The 16,814-nt window shown below is 48.1% G+C and carries 28 protein-coding genes and 1 tRNA gene; 2 read left to right on the top strand and 27 right to left on the bottom strand.

Annotation, left to right across the window (positions count from 1 at the left end; genetic code table 11):
• Positions 1-10: 10 nt before the first annotated feature.
• The 5 genes from Q7J08_RS04400 to Q7J08_RS04380 all read right to left on the bottom strand — a co-directional run bounded on the left by Q7J08_RS04400 (position 11) and on the right by Q7J08_RS04380 (position 3,850).
• Positions 11-826, bottom strand: coding sequence for a DUF4013 domain-containing protein (locus Q7J08_RS04400; protein WP_304910479.1), 816 nt, complete (start codon positions 824-826; stop codon positions 11-13).
• A 55-nt stretch (positions 827-881) separates the two neighbouring features.
• Positions 882-1,589, bottom strand: coding sequence for a pentapeptide repeat-containing protein (locus Q7J08_RS04395; RefSeq protein ID WP_304910478.1), 708 nt, complete (start codon positions 1,587-1,589; stop codon positions 882-884).
• On the bottom strand, positions 1,570-2,610 hold the full coding sequence (locus Q7J08_RS04390; RefSeq protein WP_304910477.1) for an AI-2E family transporter: 1,041 nt from the start codon (positions 2,608-2,610) through the stop codon (positions 1,570-1,572). The genes Q7J08_RS04395 and Q7J08_RS04390 overlap by 20 nt, the downstream gene beginning before the upstream one ends.
• 62 nt (positions 2,611-2,672) lie before the next feature.
• Positions 2,673-3,173, bottom strand: coding sequence for a rubrerythrin family protein (locus tag Q7J08_RS04385; protein WP_304910476.1), 501 nt, complete (start codon positions 3,171-3,173; stop codon positions 2,673-2,675).
• A 176-nt stretch (positions 3,174-3,349) separates the two neighbouring features.
• Complete coding sequence (locus Q7J08_RS04380) at positions 3,350-3,850, bottom strand: rubrerythrin family protein (protein ID WP_304910475.1); 501 nt, start codon at positions 3,848-3,850, stop codon at positions 3,350-3,352.
• A 95-nt stretch (positions 3,851-3,945) separates the two neighbouring features.
• Between Q7J08_RS04380 and Q7J08_RS04375 the strand changes: the two genes are divergently transcribed.
• Complete coding sequence (locus Q7J08_RS04375) at positions 3,946-4,605, top strand: RadC family protein (RefSeq protein ID WP_304910474.1); 660 nt, start codon at positions 3,946-3,948, stop codon at positions 4,603-4,605.
• Positions 4,606-4,613: 8 nt separating this feature from the next.
• Here Q7J08_RS04375 and Q7J08_RS04370 read toward each other — a convergent pair whose 3' ends face one another.
• Complete coding sequence (locus Q7J08_RS04370) at positions 4,614-5,333, bottom strand: thymidylate synthase (RefSeq protein WP_304910473.1); 720 nt, start codon at positions 5,331-5,333, stop codon at positions 4,614-4,616.
• 82 nt (positions 5,334-5,415) lie between these two features.
• Positions 5,416-5,488 (bottom strand) — tRNA-Gln (locus Q7J08_RS04365).
• A gap of 96 nt (positions 5,489-5,584) precedes the next feature.
• On the opposite strand from Q7J08_RS04365, the gene Q7J08_RS04360 reads away from it, so the two are divergent.
• Positions 5,585-6,361 (top strand): DUF1614 domain-containing protein, encoded by a 777-nt coding sequence (locus Q7J08_RS04360; protein WP_304910472.1) that lies wholly within the window; start codon positions 5,585-5,587, stop codon positions 6,359-6,361.
• Between the two features lie 205 nt (positions 6,362-6,566).
• Here Q7J08_RS04360 and cmk read toward each other — a convergent pair whose 3' ends face one another.
• The 20 genes from cmk to rpmC all read right to left on the bottom strand — a co-directional run bounded on the left by cmk (position 6,567) and on the right by rpmC (position 16,812).
• Positions 6,567-7,100 carry a (d)CMP kinase gene (gene cmk / locus Q7J08_RS04355; protein WP_304910471.1) on the bottom strand — a complete coding sequence of 178 codons (534 nt, stop codon included), beginning with the start codon at positions 7,098-7,100 and terminating at the stop codon, positions 6,567-6,569.
• Entirely contained in the window at positions 7,101-7,736 is a 636-nt protein-coding gene (locus Q7J08_RS04350; RefSeq protein ID WP_304910470.1) for a DUF106 domain-containing protein, read from the bottom strand. It abuts the gene before it with no gap.
• A 6-nt stretch (positions 7,737-7,742) separates the two neighbouring features.
• A complete protein-coding gene (locus Q7J08_RS04345) occupies positions 7,743-8,315 on the bottom strand; it encodes an adenylate kinase (protein WP_304910469.1) in 573 nt (190 codons plus the stop codon).
• A 158-nt stretch (positions 8,316-8,473) separates the two neighbouring features.
• A complete protein-coding gene (secY, locus tag Q7J08_RS04340) occupies positions 8,474-9,913 on the bottom strand; it encodes a preprotein translocase subunit SecY (protein WP_304910468.1) in 1,440 nt (479 codons plus the stop codon).
• Between the two features lie 18 nt (positions 9,914-9,931).
• Positions 9,932-10,357, bottom strand: a complete 426-nt coding sequence (locus Q7J08_RS04335; RefSeq protein ID WP_304910467.1) for an uL15m family ribosomal protein — start codon at positions 10,355-10,357, stop codon at positions 9,932-9,934.
• A 5-nt stretch (positions 10,358-10,362) separates the two neighbouring features.
• On the bottom strand, positions 10,363-10,824 hold the full coding sequence (locus Q7J08_RS04330; protein WP_304910466.1) for a 50S ribosomal protein L30: 462 nt from the start codon (positions 10,822-10,824) through the stop codon (positions 10,363-10,365).
• Positions 10,824-11,441 carry a 30S ribosomal protein S5 gene (locus Q7J08_RS04325; RefSeq protein WP_304910465.1) on the bottom strand — a complete coding sequence of 206 codons (618 nt, stop codon included), beginning with the start codon at positions 11,439-11,441 and terminating at the stop codon, positions 10,824-10,826. Before Q7J08_RS04325 ends, Q7J08_RS04330 begins: the two co-directional genes overlap by 1 nt.
• A gap of 1 nt (position 11,442) precedes the next feature.
• The gene (locus Q7J08_RS04320; protein ID WP_042696700.1) at positions 11,443-11,967 is read right to left on the bottom strand and encodes a 50S ribosomal protein L18; all 525 of its coding nucleotides are present in this window, start codon (positions 11,965-11,967) and stop codon (positions 11,443-11,445) included.
• Positions 11,968-11,970: 3 nt separating this feature from the next.
• The gene (locus Q7J08_RS04315) at positions 11,971-12,423 is read right to left on the bottom strand and encodes a 50S ribosomal protein L19e (RefSeq protein ID WP_304910464.1); all 453 of its coding nucleotides are present in this window, start codon (positions 12,421-12,423) and stop codon (positions 11,971-11,973) included.
• The gene (locus Q7J08_RS04310; RefSeq protein WP_304910463.1) at positions 12,416-12,850 is read right to left on the bottom strand and encodes a 50S ribosomal protein L32e; all 435 of its coding nucleotides are present in this window, start codon (positions 12,848-12,850) and stop codon (positions 12,416-12,418) included. Before Q7J08_RS04310 ends, Q7J08_RS04315 begins: the two co-directional genes overlap by 8 nt.
• Position 12,851: 1 nt before the next feature.
• A complete protein-coding gene (gene rpl6p, locus Q7J08_RS04305) occupies positions 12,852-13,376 on the bottom strand; it encodes a 50S ribosomal protein L6 (RefSeq protein ID WP_304910462.1) in 525 nt (174 codons plus the stop codon).
• A gap of 12 nt (positions 13,377-13,388) precedes the next feature.
• Entirely contained in the window at positions 13,389-13,781 is a 393-nt protein-coding gene (locus Q7J08_RS04300) for a 30S ribosomal protein S8 (protein ID WP_304910461.1), read from the bottom strand.
• Between the two features lie 14 nt (positions 13,782-13,795).
• Complete coding sequence (locus Q7J08_RS04295) at positions 13,796-13,966, bottom strand: 30S ribosomal protein S14 (RefSeq protein WP_304910460.1); 171 nt, start codon at positions 13,964-13,966, stop codon at positions 13,796-13,798.
• Between the two features lies 1 nt (position 13,967).
• Positions 13,968-14,483, bottom strand: coding sequence for a 50S ribosomal protein L5 (locus Q7J08_RS04290; protein WP_304910459.1), 516 nt, complete (start codon positions 14,481-14,483; stop codon positions 13,968-13,970).
• Positions 14,480-15,199 carry a 30S ribosomal protein S4e gene (locus Q7J08_RS04285; RefSeq protein WP_304910458.1) on the bottom strand — a complete coding sequence of 240 codons (720 nt, stop codon included), beginning with the start codon at positions 15,197-15,199 and terminating at the stop codon, positions 14,480-14,482. The genes Q7J08_RS04290 and Q7J08_RS04285 overlap by 4 nt, the downstream gene beginning before the upstream one ends.
• Positions 15,199-15,564: a 50S ribosomal protein L24 gene (gene rplX, locus Q7J08_RS04280; protein ID WP_304910457.1), complete on the bottom strand. Its 366-nt coding sequence runs from the start codon at positions 15,562-15,564 to the stop codon at positions 15,199-15,201. The genes Q7J08_RS04285 and rplX overlap by 1 nt, the downstream gene beginning before the upstream one ends.
• A 9-nt stretch (positions 15,565-15,573) precedes the next feature.
• A complete protein-coding gene (locus Q7J08_RS04275; protein ID WP_304910456.1) occupies positions 15,574-15,972 on the bottom strand; it encodes a 50S ribosomal protein L14 in 399 nt (132 codons plus the stop codon).
• Complete coding sequence (locus Q7J08_RS04270; protein ID WP_304910455.1) at positions 15,969-16,295, bottom strand: 30S ribosomal protein S17; 327 nt, start codon at positions 16,293-16,295, stop codon at positions 15,969-15,971. The genes Q7J08_RS04275 and Q7J08_RS04270 overlap by 4 nt, the downstream gene beginning before the upstream one ends.
• Before the next feature lie 19 nt (positions 16,296-16,314).
• Complete coding sequence (locus Q7J08_RS04265; protein ID WP_304910454.1) at positions 16,315-16,602, bottom strand: ribonuclease P protein subunit; 288 nt, start codon at positions 16,600-16,602, stop codon at positions 16,315-16,317.
• 9 nt (positions 16,603-16,611) lie between these two features.
• The gene (gene rpmC, locus Q7J08_RS04260) at positions 16,612-16,812 is read right to left on the bottom strand and encodes a 50S ribosomal protein L29 (RefSeq protein ID WP_304910453.1); all 201 of its coding nucleotides are present in this window, start codon (positions 16,810-16,812) and stop codon (positions 16,612-16,614) included.
• Positions 16,813-16,814: the final 2 nt, after the last annotated feature.

Below are 16,814 nucleotides of genomic sequence, written 5' to 3'. Positions count from 1 at the left end.
AAAAGGAGAGTTATTCCGTAACTGCCGGGAGAGCCGAATCATAGAGATTGGCAAAGAACCGGGCAGTGACGATCATAATGAAGGGCATGGCTGCAACAAGTAAAATACAGCCGGCGAACGGGATACACAGAAGAACGAGTTCTGCGACGCTGACTATAAGACCGAGAAGGATCCAGTATCCGAGATATCTGAGCCATCCGATATTCGCAATGAGGCTGAAGAGTTCCTTTACGTGGAATGCAGCACCGAACTTCTCTTCCTTTGCGAATTTGATAACACCCATCATGCCGACCATAATTGAGATGATCAGAATAATGATCGGTATGATCATGCCGACAATGATCAGATAGGCCATGTTGTCCATCGGACCGAGGGCCACAAGGGTGGAGATGACGATGTAGGGGATCATGTAGATGAAGAGGATGATCATTGCAAGGATACCCTCAACAAACATCTTACCCCAGTTGTTCAGTGAAAGCTCCCCTCCACGGTAAACTCTCATCATGAATCCATAGATGAAGATGCCCGCAAGTATCGTCACAATGGTCCCGAGAATGAACAAGACGATCGAAACCGAAGTAAGGATAGCAAAAGCCGGATCGGTCATCATCGAACCCGTCATCATAGCAGAATCGACCGCCGATGAAAAAGCAGGAGTCATGACGGCGAGAAGCGTCGCGAGCATAAAGATCGTTCCAAGGATCAGCATAACTGTGCCTGCAAACATTACTGCATACAGGAGGATCAGAACAAACCAGCTTCCAAAGGATTTGAATGCGTGATTTGCATACTCCATTGAGTTCTGGATGTTTTCACTAAAACCCATTACCATAATACTAACGTATCAGTTGTTTCGACTATATATGGTTTCGCCGGGTGGTTTAAAAGAGGGCATTTACTTTTTTGGCACCAGCCATATTTGCGCCTCCAAGCTCAGCAAAACGGAGATCAGCGCCGGTAAGATCGGCCTTCCACATATCGGCACCTTCCAGATGGGCGTGGGAAAGATCAGCTCCCGATAGATTTACATGCCTGAGATCGGCACCTTCCAAATGAGCATAGGAAAGATTTACTCCCGACAAATCCAGACCCATTAACGAAGCTTCTTCCAGATACGCACCATAGACCCTGGTATCATCGGGTTTATTAGATATCTCGTTTTCATACCACTCATTCCAGCAGGAAACCCCTGATTTGAGGCGGGCAACCTGAGCAGGATCACACTTTATTTTACCCGCCCCGTCATATACGGCAGCATCCGGATTGGCACCGTCAAGGGCAGCACGGGATAAATAGGCCCGCCAGAGATTCGCACCTGCCAGATTCGCGTTTGAAAGATCAGCTGACTTCAGATAAGAATAAGAGAGATCAGCCTTCTGCAGATTGGCAAATCTGAGATCTGCACCCTCCAAAAACCAGTAGGCAAGGTCTCCGCCCTCAAGATGAGCACCGTATGCATCCGAACTTCTCAGATACATGGTCTCTTTCAGATGGGCAGCATACCACTCGTTCCAGCGGGTGAAATTCTTCGCCTTTGAGCACTCCCAAAGGAGGGAATACTGCTCAGGATCAAACTTGGATTTTTTCATATGTCAACTCTTCAGCTTTTTTCTTTCTTGCCTCTTTGATGAAGATTTCATACGCAGTTATTCCAAGGATCAAAAGGACCGGACCCAGAACGAAACCCAATAGTCCCATAGCCATAGCTCCGCCAAAAAATCCGACAAACATAAGCATCGGTCTGATCTTCACCCGTTTCCCGGTGAGTTTCGGGCGAATGATCAGATCGGTCAGGACACAGGTCAAGAAATAACCAAGCGTCGCGATCAAAATAACACCCCGGATATCCCCGAGACACAGGGCATAGATGCCGACAAAGATGATCACCATCAAAGGACCTAAGACAGGGATCAGGGCAAACAATGCACACATTGTGGAATAAAAGATCTCGTGACCATATCCGAGCACCAGGAAAAACGCATATGCTAAAAAGAAGGTCAGGAATGCAATGAAGACATGTACGATATAAATTGAGAATAGAATATCTTTGGTCTTTTTTGCCATCAAAGAAACATTTTCCATCGAGCTCTCAGGAACGATCCCACGGAAATCTGCCCAAACATTGTCCCCCAAAATGATCGAAAGGTAAACCAGAGCATAGAACAGGATCATATCGATGATGACTGCCGGAATCATCTGTGCTGCGCTCAGGGCAAAGCTTGGAAACATGGTAAGCAGTATGCTTTTTATTTCCTCGACGATTTTTATGGAGAACTCACTGCCGTCAGTCAGATGGAGCATATTAGTAATTGTGGTTATGATGGTCTGAAAAATGGACATGAAATACTCAAAATCAGAGCTGACCACGACAATAATACCCACACAGACACCGATGATTACCGCAAGAATGAGCGTTGTTAAGATTCCCGCAGAGAACGCTGCAGGAATCCGTCGAATCATCTTCCTGTGCAGCGGCAAAATAACCACCGCTACGGAAAGAGCAAGGATAAAGAGGAAAATATAATTCCACGAGACAGCAAGGATTGCAAGAAATATCAGAGCGACAAGTATCAAACTGAAATGGTCCCTTGCATACTGCGGAATATTCATTATATGATTAGAGACGGCAAAGGATAATAAATTCTGGGTTATAAAAGAAGAGTAAATCGGACTTACTCAACTACCCTGAATGATTCGCCAGGAATTCCGCAGATCGGGCAGCGTTCAGGGGTCTTATTGATCACAACATTTCCGCAGACCGGGCAGAGGTAGATGGTTTTTACCTCGAAGTCCTTGCCTGCTTTGACCGCTTCAAGCGCCTTTTTATAAAGTTCTGCGTGTGCAGCTTCGGCTTTCATAGCATACGTGAACGTGACAACTGCTTCCTGTCTATCCTCTTTTTCTGCAATCGTGACAAACTTGGGATAACTCTCAGTGCTCGCACGGAGTTCAGCTATGATGCCGGCCTCAATATTTGCGGCTGTGTTTCCGAGGTATCCTCCGATACTGAGAAGACGGTGTGAGTGGACCTCTTCCGCCGCTGAGGTTGCACGGAAGAGGTTTGCAACGTGATCATATCCTTCGTCGGCCGCTATTTTAGCAAAGGAGTTATATTTGCGGTTTACCCTGGATTCACCGGAAAACGCACTGAGAATACAGTCATCTGTGTTCATAATATTTTACTATGTGCAGAAATTTGATAAAGATAATGGAGAGGAAACATTTTCAAACCGCATATCTCGAAATATTTTCTCAAGAACGACTAATATTGTCTGAAAATCCAGGAGAGGGAGGGAGAGGGCAAAGGAGACTAAATTCTGGGTTAAAAAGAGAAAGGGTAAACCAGGGTTTACTCGACCACTTTGAATGATTCGCCAGGAATGCCGCAGATCGGGCAGCGCTCCGAGGTCTTGTTGATCTCAACATTTCCGCAGACAGGGCAGAGGTAGACGGTTTTTACATTGAAGTCTTTGCCTGCTTTTACTGCCTCAAGTGCTTTTTTGTAGAGGTCTGCGTGCACGGCCTCGGCTTTCATGGCGTGAGTAAACGTGATAACTGCATCCTGTCTTCCTTCCTTTTCTGCAATGGAAATAAACTCCGGATACATCTCATTGGTCTCGTGAAGTTCGCCATCACGGCCTGCTTCAAGGTTGGCAACCGTGCTTCCGATGTGGCCGCCGACACGGAGAAGCCGGCGTGCGTGGATCTCTTCAGCCGCAGACGTTGCACGGAATAGTTTTGCTACATGGTCGTATCCTTCGTCGGCTGCTGCTTCGGAAAAGGACTTATACTTACGGTTTGCCTGTGATTCTCCGGCAAATGCTCCATCGATACAATCCTGAGTGTTCATACACTACTATTGCCCGGAAAATCGGATAAAGATTTGGAAGGAGGAACATTTATGCGAAACAACTATGTATGCTCTTTTCCAAAAGAGAATTACATATGAGTCTGAAGAATACCGCTGATATCGATAAACCTCGGGAAAAACTGATTGCCAAGGGCCCTGCAAGTCTGGAACTTGATGAACTGGTGGCGGCAATCATCGGGAGAGGGATCCCCGGATGTGATGCGATCCAAATCGGCAAGAAGGTCGGAAAGATTTTGATGTCCAAGACCTACGAAACAGAGGTCTCCAATCTCTGTGAGGTGAACGGGATGGGAGAGGCAAAGGCGTGCCAGATCATAGCAGCACTGGAACTCGCCCGGCGGTTTCCTCCGCCGATTCACCGGCTTACAGTCATTCACAAAGCAGAAGATGTACTGCCGTTTGTTCATCAATACAGATACGACACACAGGAGAATGTTGTCGCGGTGACTTTGTCCGGAGCTCATGAGGTGCTGAAGGTCAGACTTATCACGAAAGGGCTGCTGAATGAATCACAAATCCATCCGCGGGAGGTGTTTGCCGGCGCGATCTTGGACAGGGCAGCGGCAATGATCCTGATTCACAACCATCCATCCGGAAATCTTCATCCAAGCAAGCAGGACCTGAAGATAACAAAGGACATGCAAGCTGCCGGCGAACTGCTCGGAATCAAACTGCTGGATCATCTGATCATCGGACCAAAAGACGGATTCTGGAGCATTATGGACGAGGAATAAAAAAAAGGTTACCGTTTTGATTTCGGGCAAACGCCGCAGACACGGCATACCTCAACGCGCGGGGTGAAGTGTGCCCCTTTTCCACAGAACGGCGGAATATCGGCCGCATCTCTCTTGTAATAGACATGAGGTACGAGCGATATGTGCGTGTATGTCCCGACCCCCACGCCGATTTTTTCTGCCATATATTCCTGAAGTTTTGCAAGCGCAAACATGTTTGACCCGGCTGCCGAGAGCATGTCATTACTTCGGAAAACGATCTTCATATTCAGTTTTCCTTCTCTGACCACACACTGGACCAGCTGAAGGCAGGGACAATCGACCAGTTTTTCATCGACAGGCGGACACCAGGTAATCGCGACGGCGCGACGGGAGACAGGACGTTCTTGTAATTTATCGATGATATACTGGATCTGATCCTGATGGATCTCGCCGTTCAGCGAGAGTCCACACCCCCAGTCAAAAAGTCGTCCGTGATAATCATATTCAAACACCGAATCCGAACCTTCAATCAGATTTCGGGCATATTCATCCAGAAAAGCTTCCTTAAATCTAGAACATGGTGAGACCATCGGCGAGGCAAGAGGTGTGTCAATACACAGACATACCTCGTCCGTTTCGACCGTTTCCTCTCCATTCTCAGTTGTCAGCAATGTACCCTTTTCCAGAATATAGCGGATAACAAGTTCATGTGCCCGTGCAAGATCCGGTGCACGAAGTAGTTTCATGTAATAGAATAGAACCTTAAGATAGATATTTTTAGTCAATGATCATTTTGAAAAGAGACCTAACGATCAGAAAAAAAACAAGTAGCCCGTAGCAGATTCGAACTGCTGTCGAGGGATCCAGAGTCCCCCATGATTGACCACTACACTAACGGGCTAAATTACCTTAATGAATATGACATGACAGAATATTAAGATAGCGATTGGACGATGACCAGATAGATTTTATATCAGCCCTCACAAACAAAATACCAGTGTCAAGACTTATCTTCAGCCCAATTTCGATCTGGGTCCTTTTTGCCCTGATCCTCCTTGTCGTAATTGGCCTCCCTTTGTTGTTCTTCGGACTCATCGGAGCTGCTCTTGGAAATCTGGGATTCGGATTCTGGATGATTGTCCTTTTGATCATCGCAATCGTTGTCGGGAGTTTTATTAATATTCCTCTTGGAACTCTGAAGCCAAAAGATCAGAAACCAAAAGATGAGCCGACCCCAAGAAAACCGGCCGGACAGTATGCTCCCTCCATGTATGATAAGATGTACCGCACGGACCGGTTCGAACCTGAACCCTATACCACCAGTTCAGAAAAGCATGGGACACGGATCTCAATAAATGTCGGGGGTGCAGTGATACCGATCCTCATCTCAATCTATATCATATTCATGGGAGCATTTGGCAATATTTCGCATGATCCCTGGTATCTCATAAAGATGGTTGCAGCTCTCGCAATCACGACGATATGTGTTTATCTCGCTGCAAAACCGGTGAGGGGAATTGGCATTGCCACACCGTTCTTTGTCGGCCCGGTCGTAACGCTCGCGGCGGCTTTGATTTTGGGTGGAGGGTTCGGCCTTCCAGCAGCGGGTATCGCCTTTGTGGCGGGAACGCTCGGGACTCTGATAGGAGCAGATCTCCTGCATCTTAAGGATGTTCCCGGGAAGGAAACATCGATGCTGTCCATTGGCGGCGCAGGAACCTTTGACGGGATCTTCCTTACAGGAATCATTACCGCATTGATCGCTTCGTTCTAGGTACGCGGGGCACCCCTGCTGATTACCGGACCATTACTCTTTTCTTTTTTTTCAATGACGTCTTCTACAAAAATAATTCCGGTCATAACGATATTCTCGCCGATCGTCACCAGATATTAATTCCGATGTGGTGAAGGAGTGAAAGCAAAAATGAACATCAAGGTTCAGACCTAAATACTCACAAAAAAGAGATTGGAGGTAAGAGTTAATCGCGTTTCAGGAGCAAAGAGACAACACCGTTAACGATAGAAAATAACTCATCCGCGCTAAATGTTTCAGAATTAAGTATCAGATCATACGGAGAGAAATCGAGAATATCGATCTCGTAATACTCCATATACCGACCGGCCTCGGACGCTTCACGCTCGACCGTCATCTCAAACGCCTGCTCTTCGGTAAGACCCTCACGTGCAGCGATACGGATCGAACGGCACTCAGGAGATGCATACAAGAGAATCTTCAGATCAGCATTCTCAACCATCCAGCCTGCAAGCCGGCCTTCGAGGATTATATCATCCGATGACTCGCCGATCTCCTTTTGACGGGCGTCGATCTCCAGATCAATTGCCGGATCATTTTCGGCAATTTTACCAAATGCTGCGAGATCCATATTCCGTTCCTTTGCAAGGCCGCGGAACACCTCCCCCGCCGATACATATCTGTATGAATACTTCTCAGAAATTGAACGACCAAGAGTTGTCGTGCCTGAACCAGGCGACCCGCTGATCGTGATCCTCACTTATATTCCCCCGATATTCAGGGCTTTTCTGATGATCTGGGACATTACTAATGAACAAAGCATATACCAGAGGATCCACAGCGGGAAGAAGCCGAGGTAGACTTCAAAGTAGGTGGATAAACCGGCGAACGGGATAATGATCGCTGTAGAAAGACTCGGGTCTGCAAGCATCTCAAGCTCAGTCGGGATATGTTCGATCAGCCAGAAGAAAATCGGCACCGTCAAAACCAGAATGAATGCCATCGGTTTGAACTGATTTTTGGACATTTCCATCTGATCGGCCATCATGGCCTGCTGACGGGCCTGCATCTTCTTGATGAGTTTTTCGTCACCCGAAAGCTGAGCTTCCCGGAACTTTGCCTGGAAATCTTTTGTCTTTGCCTGATTTTCAGCCATCTTCTCATAATCCATCGTGTATTTCTGAATCAGTGAAGAGTAAAAACCCGTGATGGTTGCGAGAATCAGAACCAGGGCAAAGAACGGCAGACCGAGTGCCGCAAAAGGACCTATTACTATATTTACAATACCTGCAATAACCTGACGGGCTTCCTGCCAGCCGTAAAGCATCATCATGCCAAAAACTACAGCAAGAGCTATATACATACTGTATTTCTTGCTGAATGTGGCTCTGTCCATGACCAGTTACCTCAGCGTTGCTACAAGTTCATCGACAGCCTTGTCTAAAAGGAAATCTGCATTGGTGATGATCTTAACGGTACATCCAGTAAGCATGGAGTATGAAGCGGCGAATGCACGGTTCATTTCCTGGTGCTCAGCGATAGATTTCGACCCTTCCATATCACGGACACGCGTTTCGTCAGAGAGTCTTCGAATAAGGATCTGATCATTATCGGTCTCAACAAGAACGATCACATCCGGCATGATTGCAGATACGACCCATGATGGAAGACCGGCAAGATATCCATTCGGAGTCTTGACCGATGCGTGTGTATCAATGATCACGTTGCCTTCGATCGCAGCGATCTTTTCTGCAGCAATCTTCTGAAGACTTTTCTGGGAAACACGGTTGAGCTTTCTCATCTGGTCGCGGTCAGTGGCCAGACCTTCGGCCTGAGCAACTTCGAACATGAAACTGCCGAAGTTGAGATTCTGGTATTTGACACCTTCAGCGGTGATTTTGTCAAATGCGGCGTTAATGACGGTGGTTTTTCCAACGCCGGGAACACCGGTGATGATTACTTTTTTGCCTGACATAGTTATTCTCTTCCTTTAGAGATAGTATCTCTAAGGTTGGGTTTGGAGGCTAATAAATGTATTTTCACGATAGCAGTGCGTAATAACTAGATTCCAGATATTTGAAAGATTTACTATCAGCAAAAAAGAAAAATTGAGGATAATTTTTGGGATTTTGGTTATTCTTTGTCGAAGAAGCCCCGCATAAACGGATACATCTCCATCATCTGCTCGTTAGCAACCTGTTCATACAGACGGTAAATGATCGAGACCGTCAGTAACAGACCGGTTCCGCCAACAAAACCGATGATACCAAGCATGTTTGCAAGGACAGACAGAAGACCAATGAACACTCCTCCAATAACAGTTACACGGGGAATGTATCTGTCGAGGTAACGTTCAAGAACGGCGGGAGATCTCCGGTAGCCGGGGATCTGCATACCAGAGTTCTGAATCTGCCGGGCAACATGCTTTGAGTCAAGACCTGCTGTCTTGACCCAGAAGATTGCGAAGAGAGCACCTCCAAGAATCATTACAGTACAGTCAATACCTACACGGAGAATAACTTCCCATACGGCATGACCGGTTCCTGTGAATGAGGAGAGCCACCACATCCAGTCCTGAGGCTGGTTAATCGGAGCAAGGTACCACATCAGACCGTTCATCGGCGTTGAGCCGTTGAACTCACCAAGTGCAGTAAATCCAATACTCGAGAGGAACATACCAATCATCTGGACGTTTGCCTGAAGCACACGAACAAGAATCATTGGCAGAACACTTGCATAGACAAGCTTTACCGGGAATCTTGATCTGGCACCACGGACATTCGCATGTGCGAGGGGGATCTCAATACGGGTTGATTCAACATATACAATAACGAAGAACAATCCTACGGTTGTTACGAGAGCCAGGAGCTGAAGACCAAAGTATTCGATAAAGTTTGAACCATCGGCAATGACCTGGAACAGTCTAGGGAAGAATCCGACAGCGAACTGATCGGTTGTTGCTTCCCAGTTGAAGAATCCGTTAACAAGACCCTGGGCGACTCCTGCGACGATAAAAAGACCCACACCGGATCCGATACCCCATTTGGAGACGACCTCATCCATAAACATGACAAGGACACCACCAATACAGATCTGCAGGAAAATCAGCATCATGACAAAACCGGCGTTTCCGCCGAAAAATGCTGAAACGGTCGAATCAGCAGTCATCCATCCACCCAGCACATTCGGCAGAGCTTCAATGATGATCATGACAAAGATAAGGACTTTCTGCAGACCCATGTAGAGGACCTGACCACGCTGATCTGATGTGTTGATTTTGATCAGATCAGCACCACGGAGTAACTGCAAAACGATTGATGCGGTGACGATCGGTCCGATACCAAGATGCAGGATAGTACCTTGTGCACCAGCTAAAAGGGCACGATAATACTGAAAAACATCAATTGATGTGGCGGAAAGACCAAACACCGGAATGTTCGTTAAAATAAAGTACAGCAGCAACACCGCAGCTGTCCACATCAGCTTATTTTTGAAGTGGACATGACCTTCCGGTGGCTTGACTGCCGGCATTCGGGCCAGCAGGGGTTCCATTCGATCCAACAGTTCTCCCATGAGTTATACACCAAAAAATTATTCTGAGGTCTGGATGGTGCCACCCAGTTCCTCGATTTTAGCAACAGCACGGACGGAGAAGCCCTCTGCGGTGAGTGCAAGTTTATGAGTGACCTTGCCTCCACCGAGGATTTTCTCCACACCGATCTGTGCGGCATCAAGAGTAATAATATCTCCATCTTGGGTTGCAATTCCACGGGCAACAAGATCAGGAATCATCTGATCGATGTCACCAATATCAAGAACCTCATATGTTACAGATATCTTACTGACAAATCCGTGTTTTCCCTCGGTCTTTCCGAGAAGATACCAGTGGGTAAAGTTGTGGTCACGCCATCCGGCTGCTCCACGACCTCCACGGTTACCTGCACCACGGCGGTTTTTGTGGGTACCTCCACCACAGGTGCGGGTCCCCCGGAACTTTGAACGCTTGTTTACTGGCATGCTACTTACCTCATTTTGATCAGAAGATCATTGATCGCCGTACCGTAATAGCCAAGGGCACCGCCCTGGTTATACGTGCGTTTCGTGGTCTTGTATCCCTTTCTTGGCGGGTGCATACGAAGCACCGGCTTGAGTTCGGGGACATCTTTCATACGGATCTCACCGTTGACAAGAGCAGCTGCAAATTCTTCAATACTTCCATAGGAGGTTGCAGATTTCACGTACTCTTCAGTGAGTGGTTTGTTGGCGGTAAGTCTTCCACGAGTGGTGAGGATAGTCGCCAATGTGGCAGCGTCAACTTCACCGAATGCGATGAAGTCCTTTGCTTTACGGATCATTCCGAGGTACTCGGGGGTCTCAGGCACAAGAACACAGTGGTTGATGTGGTGAAGACGGAGCATCTTGAGGGTTTCCTTAATGTCACGGCGGGTATTAACCACACCGCGAACCTGAACGACAGCATACATTATTTGCGCCCTCCGATACGAATCAGATTCGATTCACGAAGTGCATTGAAGGTTGCCTTTGCATAGTTCAGGGTAGTTCTGGTGTTTCCACTAGTGTAAACCCAGACATCCTGGATTCCTGCAAGGGTAAGTACTTTCTTACCAACATCACCAGTCACAAGACCGATTCCTTTCGGAGCGGGTTTGAGAGTAACGGTGACGGAGCCGGCTTTACCGGTGACCTGCATTGGTACAGAGTGTTTCATACCGCAGCCGCATTCCCATGAACCGCATCCACGGCGGACTTTGACCATGTTCAGTTTTGCATTTGTGATTGCTTTCTTGATTGCAGTTCCGACCTGGACATCTCTGCCCTGACCAAAACCGACGTAACCATTCTTGTTGCCGATGACGACCACAGCTCTGAACTTAATACGACGTCCGGAGTCAGTCATACGCTGCATCATGTCGATACAGAGGACTTCGTCAACAAGATCGGGAAGCATTGCGTCAACAATGCCTGCCTCTTTGATGGGCTGTCCGCTTGCAAGGATCTCATCGAAGCTTGCAAATTCGCCTGCCATGACTTTTTTGCCAAGACCGGTTACAGGGACCCATACTTCCTGCTCGTAAGCCATATTACTCCAGCTCCTTCATAATTGCGTCTTTCGTAGCCTCGACATTTTCAACGAGGTCACCAAAGCGCTCATCGTATTCAGCGATGTGGGCGCCGTTGCAGCGGTCATCATCCGGAAGGATTGATTCTCCTACCGGGACATCGAAACCTGCTTCAACTGCACCTTTGATTGCAGCAAACACACGTGCACCGGTCGATGCAACCTGCAGACCAAGATCTGCGATTCCACCTTCGTAACCGGCTTTCTGGGCACGAACTGCGAAAAGCATACCGGTAAGATATGCGGCAGGGGTGTTTCCGAGGTATCCTTTGTATCCGTAGTTTACCAGGTCACGGCTGTTGACGTGAACGAGGGTGTAGTCGCCATCCATCTGGGCAGCGATGAGCTGGATGATGATGTGGCGGTTTGTTTTACGGACAACCATACGGTTTCTACCAGAAACGATTAAACGCTGGCGCTGGTAGTAATCAGTTCTGCCTTCACGGCGTCTTCTGAACTGAACGAAATATCTTCCATTAATTGCCATTGTTTACTCCCTCCTGGAGGTTACGAGCTCAACCTGTGTTTTCATGTGAGCGACGTTACGGAACTGACCACCTGCTGCGCGACGGTAAAGTCTGCGGTATTCGGTCGGTGTGATGGATCCTGCTTCACGCTGGTTACGGAGTTCCTTACGCTGGGCACGGATCTTTTTGATCCACTGGGTCTTGGACGGAGTTCTGGCACCTTTTGCACCACTCCGGCGTCCCGGACCTTTCCCGTGTCCGTATGAACGTTTGACCATACGGGCCCGGACACGTCCACGCGAGATTCCTTTCTTCTGGTGGGAAGAGATTGCACCCTCGTCAATGAGGTTGCGGATATCCTCGCGGGACATTGCATTCTGGATGTCAGAGAGTTTTTCCGGGTTAAACCATACACGGTTTTGACCACAGTCAAGAACGGATGCGGCAATTCTGCGCTGGGATGCGAGATCACTCATCTGCTTTCACCTCTTCTGATGGTTTTGCAACCGGTGTAACGGCAACTTTGGCTTCTTTCGGATTCAAAATTTTGATGCCGAGTTCAGCTGCTTTGTTCTGGATAATGCTGCGTTTTGCACCGCCGACAGTTGCGCCGATGCGTACTGCGGTGGTTGCCGGGTCGATTGCGCTAAGCTCGGATGGAGTAAAGACGAGTTCTTCACGGTATCCACTTGGGTGGAATCCACGTACTGCTTTCGGTGCTCCGAAACCTGCTTCCGGGTGTGCACCCTTTGCACGGTAATCCTTGCGCTGTTTACTGTGGAGACCCCGTGGTCTTCTCCAGCTGTCTGCCAGTTTTACTTTAGCCTGGAGGCACTGGCGGGCAAAGCGTGATGACTTCTTAGCTCCACGAGCTTTGATAAGTTTCTTGATTTCACTCGCCATTTTAGTCGCCTCTGCTGGTAATGTAAATGCCGTCCTGGAACACACGCGGGTCACGGTTTCTGACCTTGCATGCCTGTTCGACATTTGCTGCGGTGTTACCGATCGTCTCACGGTTGATACCGTTTAAGATCAGTTCGTCGCCCTGGACTTTTACTTTGACACCTGCCACGATGTTTGCGTAACGTGCCTGCTTCTCACCAAGGAAGTTTGCGACCTCAACTTTGTCGGCGGCAACTTTGACCTGGATCGGGAAGTGGTTGTACACAATTTTCATGTGGTATTCATAGCCTTCGGATACACCTTTGCTCATGACACCGAGGTGTGCCTTGTAGGTTCCAAGCAGTGCATAGACACTGCGTCTTGCGGAAGAGCTTACAAGCGTAACTGAACCATCTGCAATAGTAATACTGATTGCAGGGTGGTACATTGTGCGGGTAAGTTCGCCTTTGGATCCCTTCACGGTAACGAAATCACCATCTTTGGTGATAGTTACGCCTTCCGGGATTTCGAAAATCAATTCTGCCATTGTTTTCACTCCTCAGAAGACATACCCTAAAAGCTCGCCACCGATGCCGAGCTTACGTGCCTGTTCGTGGGACATTACTCCCTTGGAAGTGGTCAGAATAATAATTCCAAAGCCCTTTCCCGGAAGGTATCTGATTTCCCAGGACTCAAGGTCCTCAACTTTCACCGAGAAACGCGGCGTGATTACACCACATTTGTTGATGCCGCCGGAGAGAGCGATCTGGAATTGACCTCCTCTGCCGTCGTCGATCATCTCAAAACCGGTGATGTAGCCATATTCCTGCATGACCTTAAGCATGTCACCAAAGAGGCGGCTTGCCGGTTCAACGGCCACTGCAAGTTTGCCAGTGTCACCGGCATTCTTGATAGCGCTCATTGCGTCTGCGATAGGATTCTGTTTTGTCATTCTCCTTTCACCTCTTAGTTCATCTTCTTAAAGCCCATGGTGGGCGCCCATTCGCGGAAGCACTGACGGCAGAAGTAAATGTTGTATCTGCGCACAAGTCCCTGCTTACGTCCGCAGAGCTGGCACTGGTTTGCACCGCGGCCAAACTTTTTCTGCTGGACTTTGCCGATCTCTTTTGCTGCCATATTACTCCACCTCAATACCGAAGGTCTCAGTAACGAACTTCATGGATTCTTCACGAGACATCCGAAGTTTGCTGTTGAGTTTCTTCTGCTGGATTTTTCTGCGTGCGGTTCTGGTTCCTTTCTTTTCGATGACAGCGATGATATCCATACCGTAGATACCGATCTTCGGGTCATATGCCTGACCCGGGAAGTCGGTGTGTTCTTCGATACCGAACCCAAAGTTGCCGGTTACATCAAACTGACGGGTGTGGAGAACATTTTCCACAGCGTAGGTTTTGAGTGCCCTTTCGAGGAATTCCATCGCTTTTTTACCACGGAGAGTAACTTTACATCCGATTGGCTGTCCTTTGCGGATACCAAATGCCGGAAGTGTGTTTCTGGCATATGAGCGGATTGGTTTTGCGCCTTTAGTCAGATCTGCCATGATGTTCTCGGCATTGACAAGACGCTCACCTGCTTCACCGACGCCCATGTGGACGACGACTTTTGAAACGAACGGGGTCTGCATATCACTCATGCGTCAACACCCCAGGTTTTAAGGAAGGACTCGGTAGTTCCGATCATGTAGACGTAGTCTTCAATGGTCTCGAAATTGTCGCCGTTAGCATCCTCGATGATGACACGGTTCGGCAGTGAGGAGTCCTGAATAAGGATTTCTACAAGCTTTCCGGTCTTCATGGTGTGCTGTCCGCCAATGATGATGACCATGTTGCCGACTGCATACGGGAAGTGCTGCTGGACTGCGAAACGGTCGTCGCCGGCGATGCCGATGACAAGCGAATCTTTGCCTTTGCAGTTGTCTTCACCAATGAAGTTTGCACCGCTGGTTAAGTTGATCTGTGTCTTGCCGCCTTTGATGGTGGTTTTGTTTGCAACTTTAACGAGCTGGACTTTTGCAGCATCTGCGGATATCTCATATTCATTGTGGCGTCCCTTTTCGTCAACAAGAATCATGTAGTGCTTGTCAATTTTCGGGAAGCTGATGATATCAAAGACGTCGATTCCGATGTGTTCGTCGGTTACGATGTGACCATTCAGGAAAACCTGGCGGTCGTGCAGAATCTTTCTGACTTCTTTGGTGTTTAATGCAAACTGCATGTGGTCGCGAAGCCAGACGCCAATCGGAAGAGCTGAACCATCGTGCGGACCGCTTGCGGTGCTGACGACATATTTGCTTTCTTTTCTGGCGATCTGCCATGCATCCGGTGCTGTCATTCTCTTAGTTCGGGTCATTATGCCTTCACCTCAAGACGTGCAACACGCATTGCATCTTTTGTGTTGAGTTTGGTGATCATTATCTTGGACGGATCGAGTGGTCTTGGGACATCTTCGCCGTTGGCTTTCTTGACATAAACTCCGTGAACAAGGACCTTCGTGTTTTTGACATCTACGCCATCAACAACGCCTTCGATTCCTTTGAATTCACCACGAAGTACTTTGACAGTATCGCCGGTAACAACACGGAAACTGCGCTTTCCATACTTTTTGCGAAGATCGCTTGCGAGAGGAGAGTGTAAGAATGCACCACGAATGTGAATAGGAGCATTATACCGGAACTTCCGCTGCTTTCTTGGCTGAGTGCTTGAAATACGTGCCATGTTTTCACCTTAGATAATAATGGTTGCCATTGATCCAACCTTCGGGAAACGTTCTGCGACTTCACGGGCAACCGGTCCTTTAATGTCGGTTCCACGCGGATCGCCGTTTTCGTTCAGGAGGATCATTGCGTTCTCTTCGAAGGATACTCTGAGACCATTGGGTCGACGGAATTCCTTCTTCTGACGGACAACGACTGCTCTGACGAGCTTCTTTCTCATGTCCGGGGTTCCTTTTTTGACTGTGACAGTCGCAAGGTCCCCAAGTCCCATCTTAGGCTGCCGGTTTTTAACACCGTGGTAACCGAAGACGGATACAATCTGTACAACACGGGCACCCGTGTTGTCTGCACAAACCATCTTTGAGCCGGTCTGAAGTGCGCGCGGAATTTTTGACGTTAAGCCTCTCATTCCTTAGTCACCTCGACAACTACATAGGAGGTTGTTTTGTTCAGTGGTCTGCACTCTGCAATCTTTACCTCGTCGCCGATTTTGGCGTCAAGGCATGGAGCCATGTGTGCGTGGATTTTGGAACTGCGTTTCTCATATCTGTCATATTTCTTGACTTTATGGAGAAAGTTCCTCTCGACGACAACAGTTCCCTGCATTCGTTCGCTTACGACCTTACCGGTAATCACCTGGCCGCGCACCGGTAAGCTGCCGTGAAACGGACAATTTACATCGTCACAATCCTTTTCTGGGACCGTGACATTTAAGCCGATATTTTTTGCCATATTAACCCTCATGTCTCGCTCACATCTTACGATATGGGCTTACGCGCATACTTACGCGCCGCGTTGGAGAAACAGACAAAGCATTGCCGTCTATTATCACCTGAACACTATCCGGGAGGGTCACCCGGAGTAACTTACGTTGTTTCTCCAGGCACTTAATGCCATTCCCTGTATTGATCCGAAGAGTGTTTCTGGTCTCATCAATGATGACACCGGAAATACCTTCTTCAGACTTGTTCGGTGAATACTCCACAGATACAAGAAGACCGATCATTTCATGTCTGATTATATTCTGCGGAGTGATCATAGACGAGATTTATGCCTGACGTTTAGTCTGTTCAGTCTTGATACGTGCGATAGTTCTGCGAACTTCCCGGATCTTTCCGGGGTTTTCCGGTGCACCACCGGCGCTGACTTTTCCATAGTTCTGAATTAGTTCGATCTTGAGTTTCTGCTCATTCTCGATCAGTTCAGTATCGGAAAACTGGGCGACTTCTTTTGCTCTGAAGATAGCCATTT

Source organism: Methanocorpusculum sp. (genome assembly GCF_030655665.1).
Classification (GTDB): Archaea; Halobacteriota; Methanomicrobia; order Methanomicrobiales; family Methanocorpusculaceae; genus Methanocorpusculum.
The sequence above is the reverse complement of the archived record's forward strand: the minus strand, read 5'-3'. Positions and strand labels throughout refer to the sequence as shown.

What these genes read in the sequence shown, in the direction of transcription:
- Q7J08_RS04380 (WP_304910475.1), bottom strand. Translation starts at nt 3,850, where the DNA reads ATGAACACTCAGGATTGTATCGATGGAGCATTTGCCGGAGAATCACAG.
- Q7J08_RS04345 (WP_304910469.1), bottom strand. Translation starts at nt 8,315, where the DNA reads ATGTCAGGCAAAAAAGTAATCATCACCGGTGTTCCCGGCGTTGGAAAA.
- secY (WP_304910468.1), bottom strand. Translation starts at nt 9,913, where the DNA reads ATGGGAGAACTGTTGGATCGAATGGAACCCCTGCTGGCCCGAATGCCG.
- Q7J08_RS04320 (WP_042696700.1), bottom strand. Translation starts at nt 11,967, where the DNA reads ATGGCAATTAATGGAAGATATTTCGTTCAGTTCAGAAGACGCCGTGAA.
- rplX (WP_304910457.1), bottom strand. Translation starts at nt 15,564, where the DNA reads ATGGCACGTATTTCAAGCACTCAGCCAAGAAAGCAGCGGAAGTTCCGG.
- Q7J08_RS04270 (WP_304910455.1), bottom strand. Translation starts at nt 16,295, where the DNA reads ATGGCAAAAAATATCGGCTTAAATGTCACGGTCCCAGAAAAGGATTGT.
- rpmC (WP_304910453.1), bottom strand. Translation starts at nt 16,812, where the DNA reads ATGGCTATCTTCAGAGCAAAAGAAGTCGCCCAGTTTTCCGATACTGAA.
- Q7J08_RS04330 (WP_304910466.1), bottom strand. Translation starts at nt 10,824, where the DNA reads ATGTATGCTGTCGTTCAGGTTCGCGGTGTGGTTAATACCCGCCGTGAC.
- Q7J08_RS04395 (WP_304910478.1), bottom strand. Translation starts at nt 1,589, where the DNA reads ATGAAAAAATCCAAGTTTGATCCTGAGCAGTATTCCCTCCTTTGGGAG.
- Q7J08_RS04370 (WP_304910473.1), bottom strand. Translation starts at nt 5,333, where the DNA reads ATGAAACTACTTCGTGCACCGGATCTTGCACGGGCACATGAACTTGTT.
- Q7J08_RS04310 (WP_304910463.1), bottom strand. Translation starts at nt 12,850, where the DNA reads ATGGCGAGTGAAATCAAGAAACTTATCAAAGCTCGTGGAGCTAAGAAG.
- rpl6p (WP_304910462.1), bottom strand. Translation starts at nt 13,376, where the DNA reads ATGGCAGAATTGATTTTCGAAATCCCGGAAGGCGTAACTATCACCAAA.
- Q7J08_RS04295 (WP_304910460.1), bottom strand. Translation starts at nt 13,966, where the DNA reads ATGGCAGCAAAAGAGATCGGCAAAGTCCAGCAGAAAAAGTTTGGCCGC.
- Q7J08_RS04335 (WP_304910467.1), bottom strand. Translation starts at nt 10,357, where the DNA reads ATGCCAGTAAACAAGCGTTCAAAGTTCCGGGGGACCCGCACCTGTGGT.
- Q7J08_RS04385 (WP_304910476.1), bottom strand. Translation starts at nt 3,173, where the DNA reads ATGAACACAGATGACTGTATTCTCAGTGCGTTTTCCGGTGAATCCAGG.
- Q7J08_RS04300 (WP_304910461.1), bottom strand. Translation starts at nt 13,781, where the DNA reads ATGACAAAACAGAATCCTATCGCAGACGCAATGAGCGCTATCAAGAAT.
- Q7J08_RS04375 (WP_304910474.1), top strand. Translation starts at nt 3,946, where the DNA reads ATGAGTCTGAAGAATACCGCTGATATCGATAAACCTCGGGAAAAACTG.
- Q7J08_RS04350 (WP_304910470.1), bottom strand. Translation starts at nt 7,736, where the DNA reads ATGGACAGAGCCACATTCAGCAAGAAATACAGTATGTATATAGCTCTT.
- Q7J08_RS04285 (WP_304910458.1), bottom strand. Translation starts at nt 15,199, where the DNA reads ATGACCCGAACTAAGAGAATGACAGCACCGGATGCATGGCAGATCGCC.
- Q7J08_RS04390 (WP_304910477.1), bottom strand. Translation starts at nt 2,610, where the DNA reads ATGAATATTCCGCAGTATGCAAGGGACCATTTCAGTTTGATACTTGTC.
- Q7J08_RS04325 (WP_304910465.1), bottom strand. Translation starts at nt 11,441, where the DNA reads ATGGCTTACGAGCAGGAAGTATGGGTCCCTGTAACCGGTCTTGGCAAA.
- Q7J08_RS04315 (WP_304910464.1), bottom strand. Translation starts at nt 12,423, where the DNA reads ATGAGTGATCTCGCATCCCAGCGCAGAATTGCCGCATCCGTTCTTGAC.
- Q7J08_RS04400 (WP_304910479.1), bottom strand. Translation starts at nt 826, where the DNA reads ATGGGTTTTAGTGAAAACATCCAGAACTCAATGGAGTATGCAAATCAC.
- Q7J08_RS04265 (WP_304910454.1), bottom strand. Translation starts at nt 16,602, where the DNA reads ATGATCACTCCGCAGAATATAATCAGACATGAAATGATCGGTCTTCTT.
- Q7J08_RS04275 (WP_304910456.1), bottom strand. Translation starts at nt 15,972, where the DNA reads ATGAGAGGCTTAACGTCAAAAATTCCGCGCGCACTTCAGACCGGCTCA.
- Q7J08_RS04290 (WP_304910459.1), bottom strand. Translation starts at nt 14,483, where the DNA reads ATGAGTGATATGCAGACCCCGTTCGTTTCAAAAGTCGTCGTCCACATG.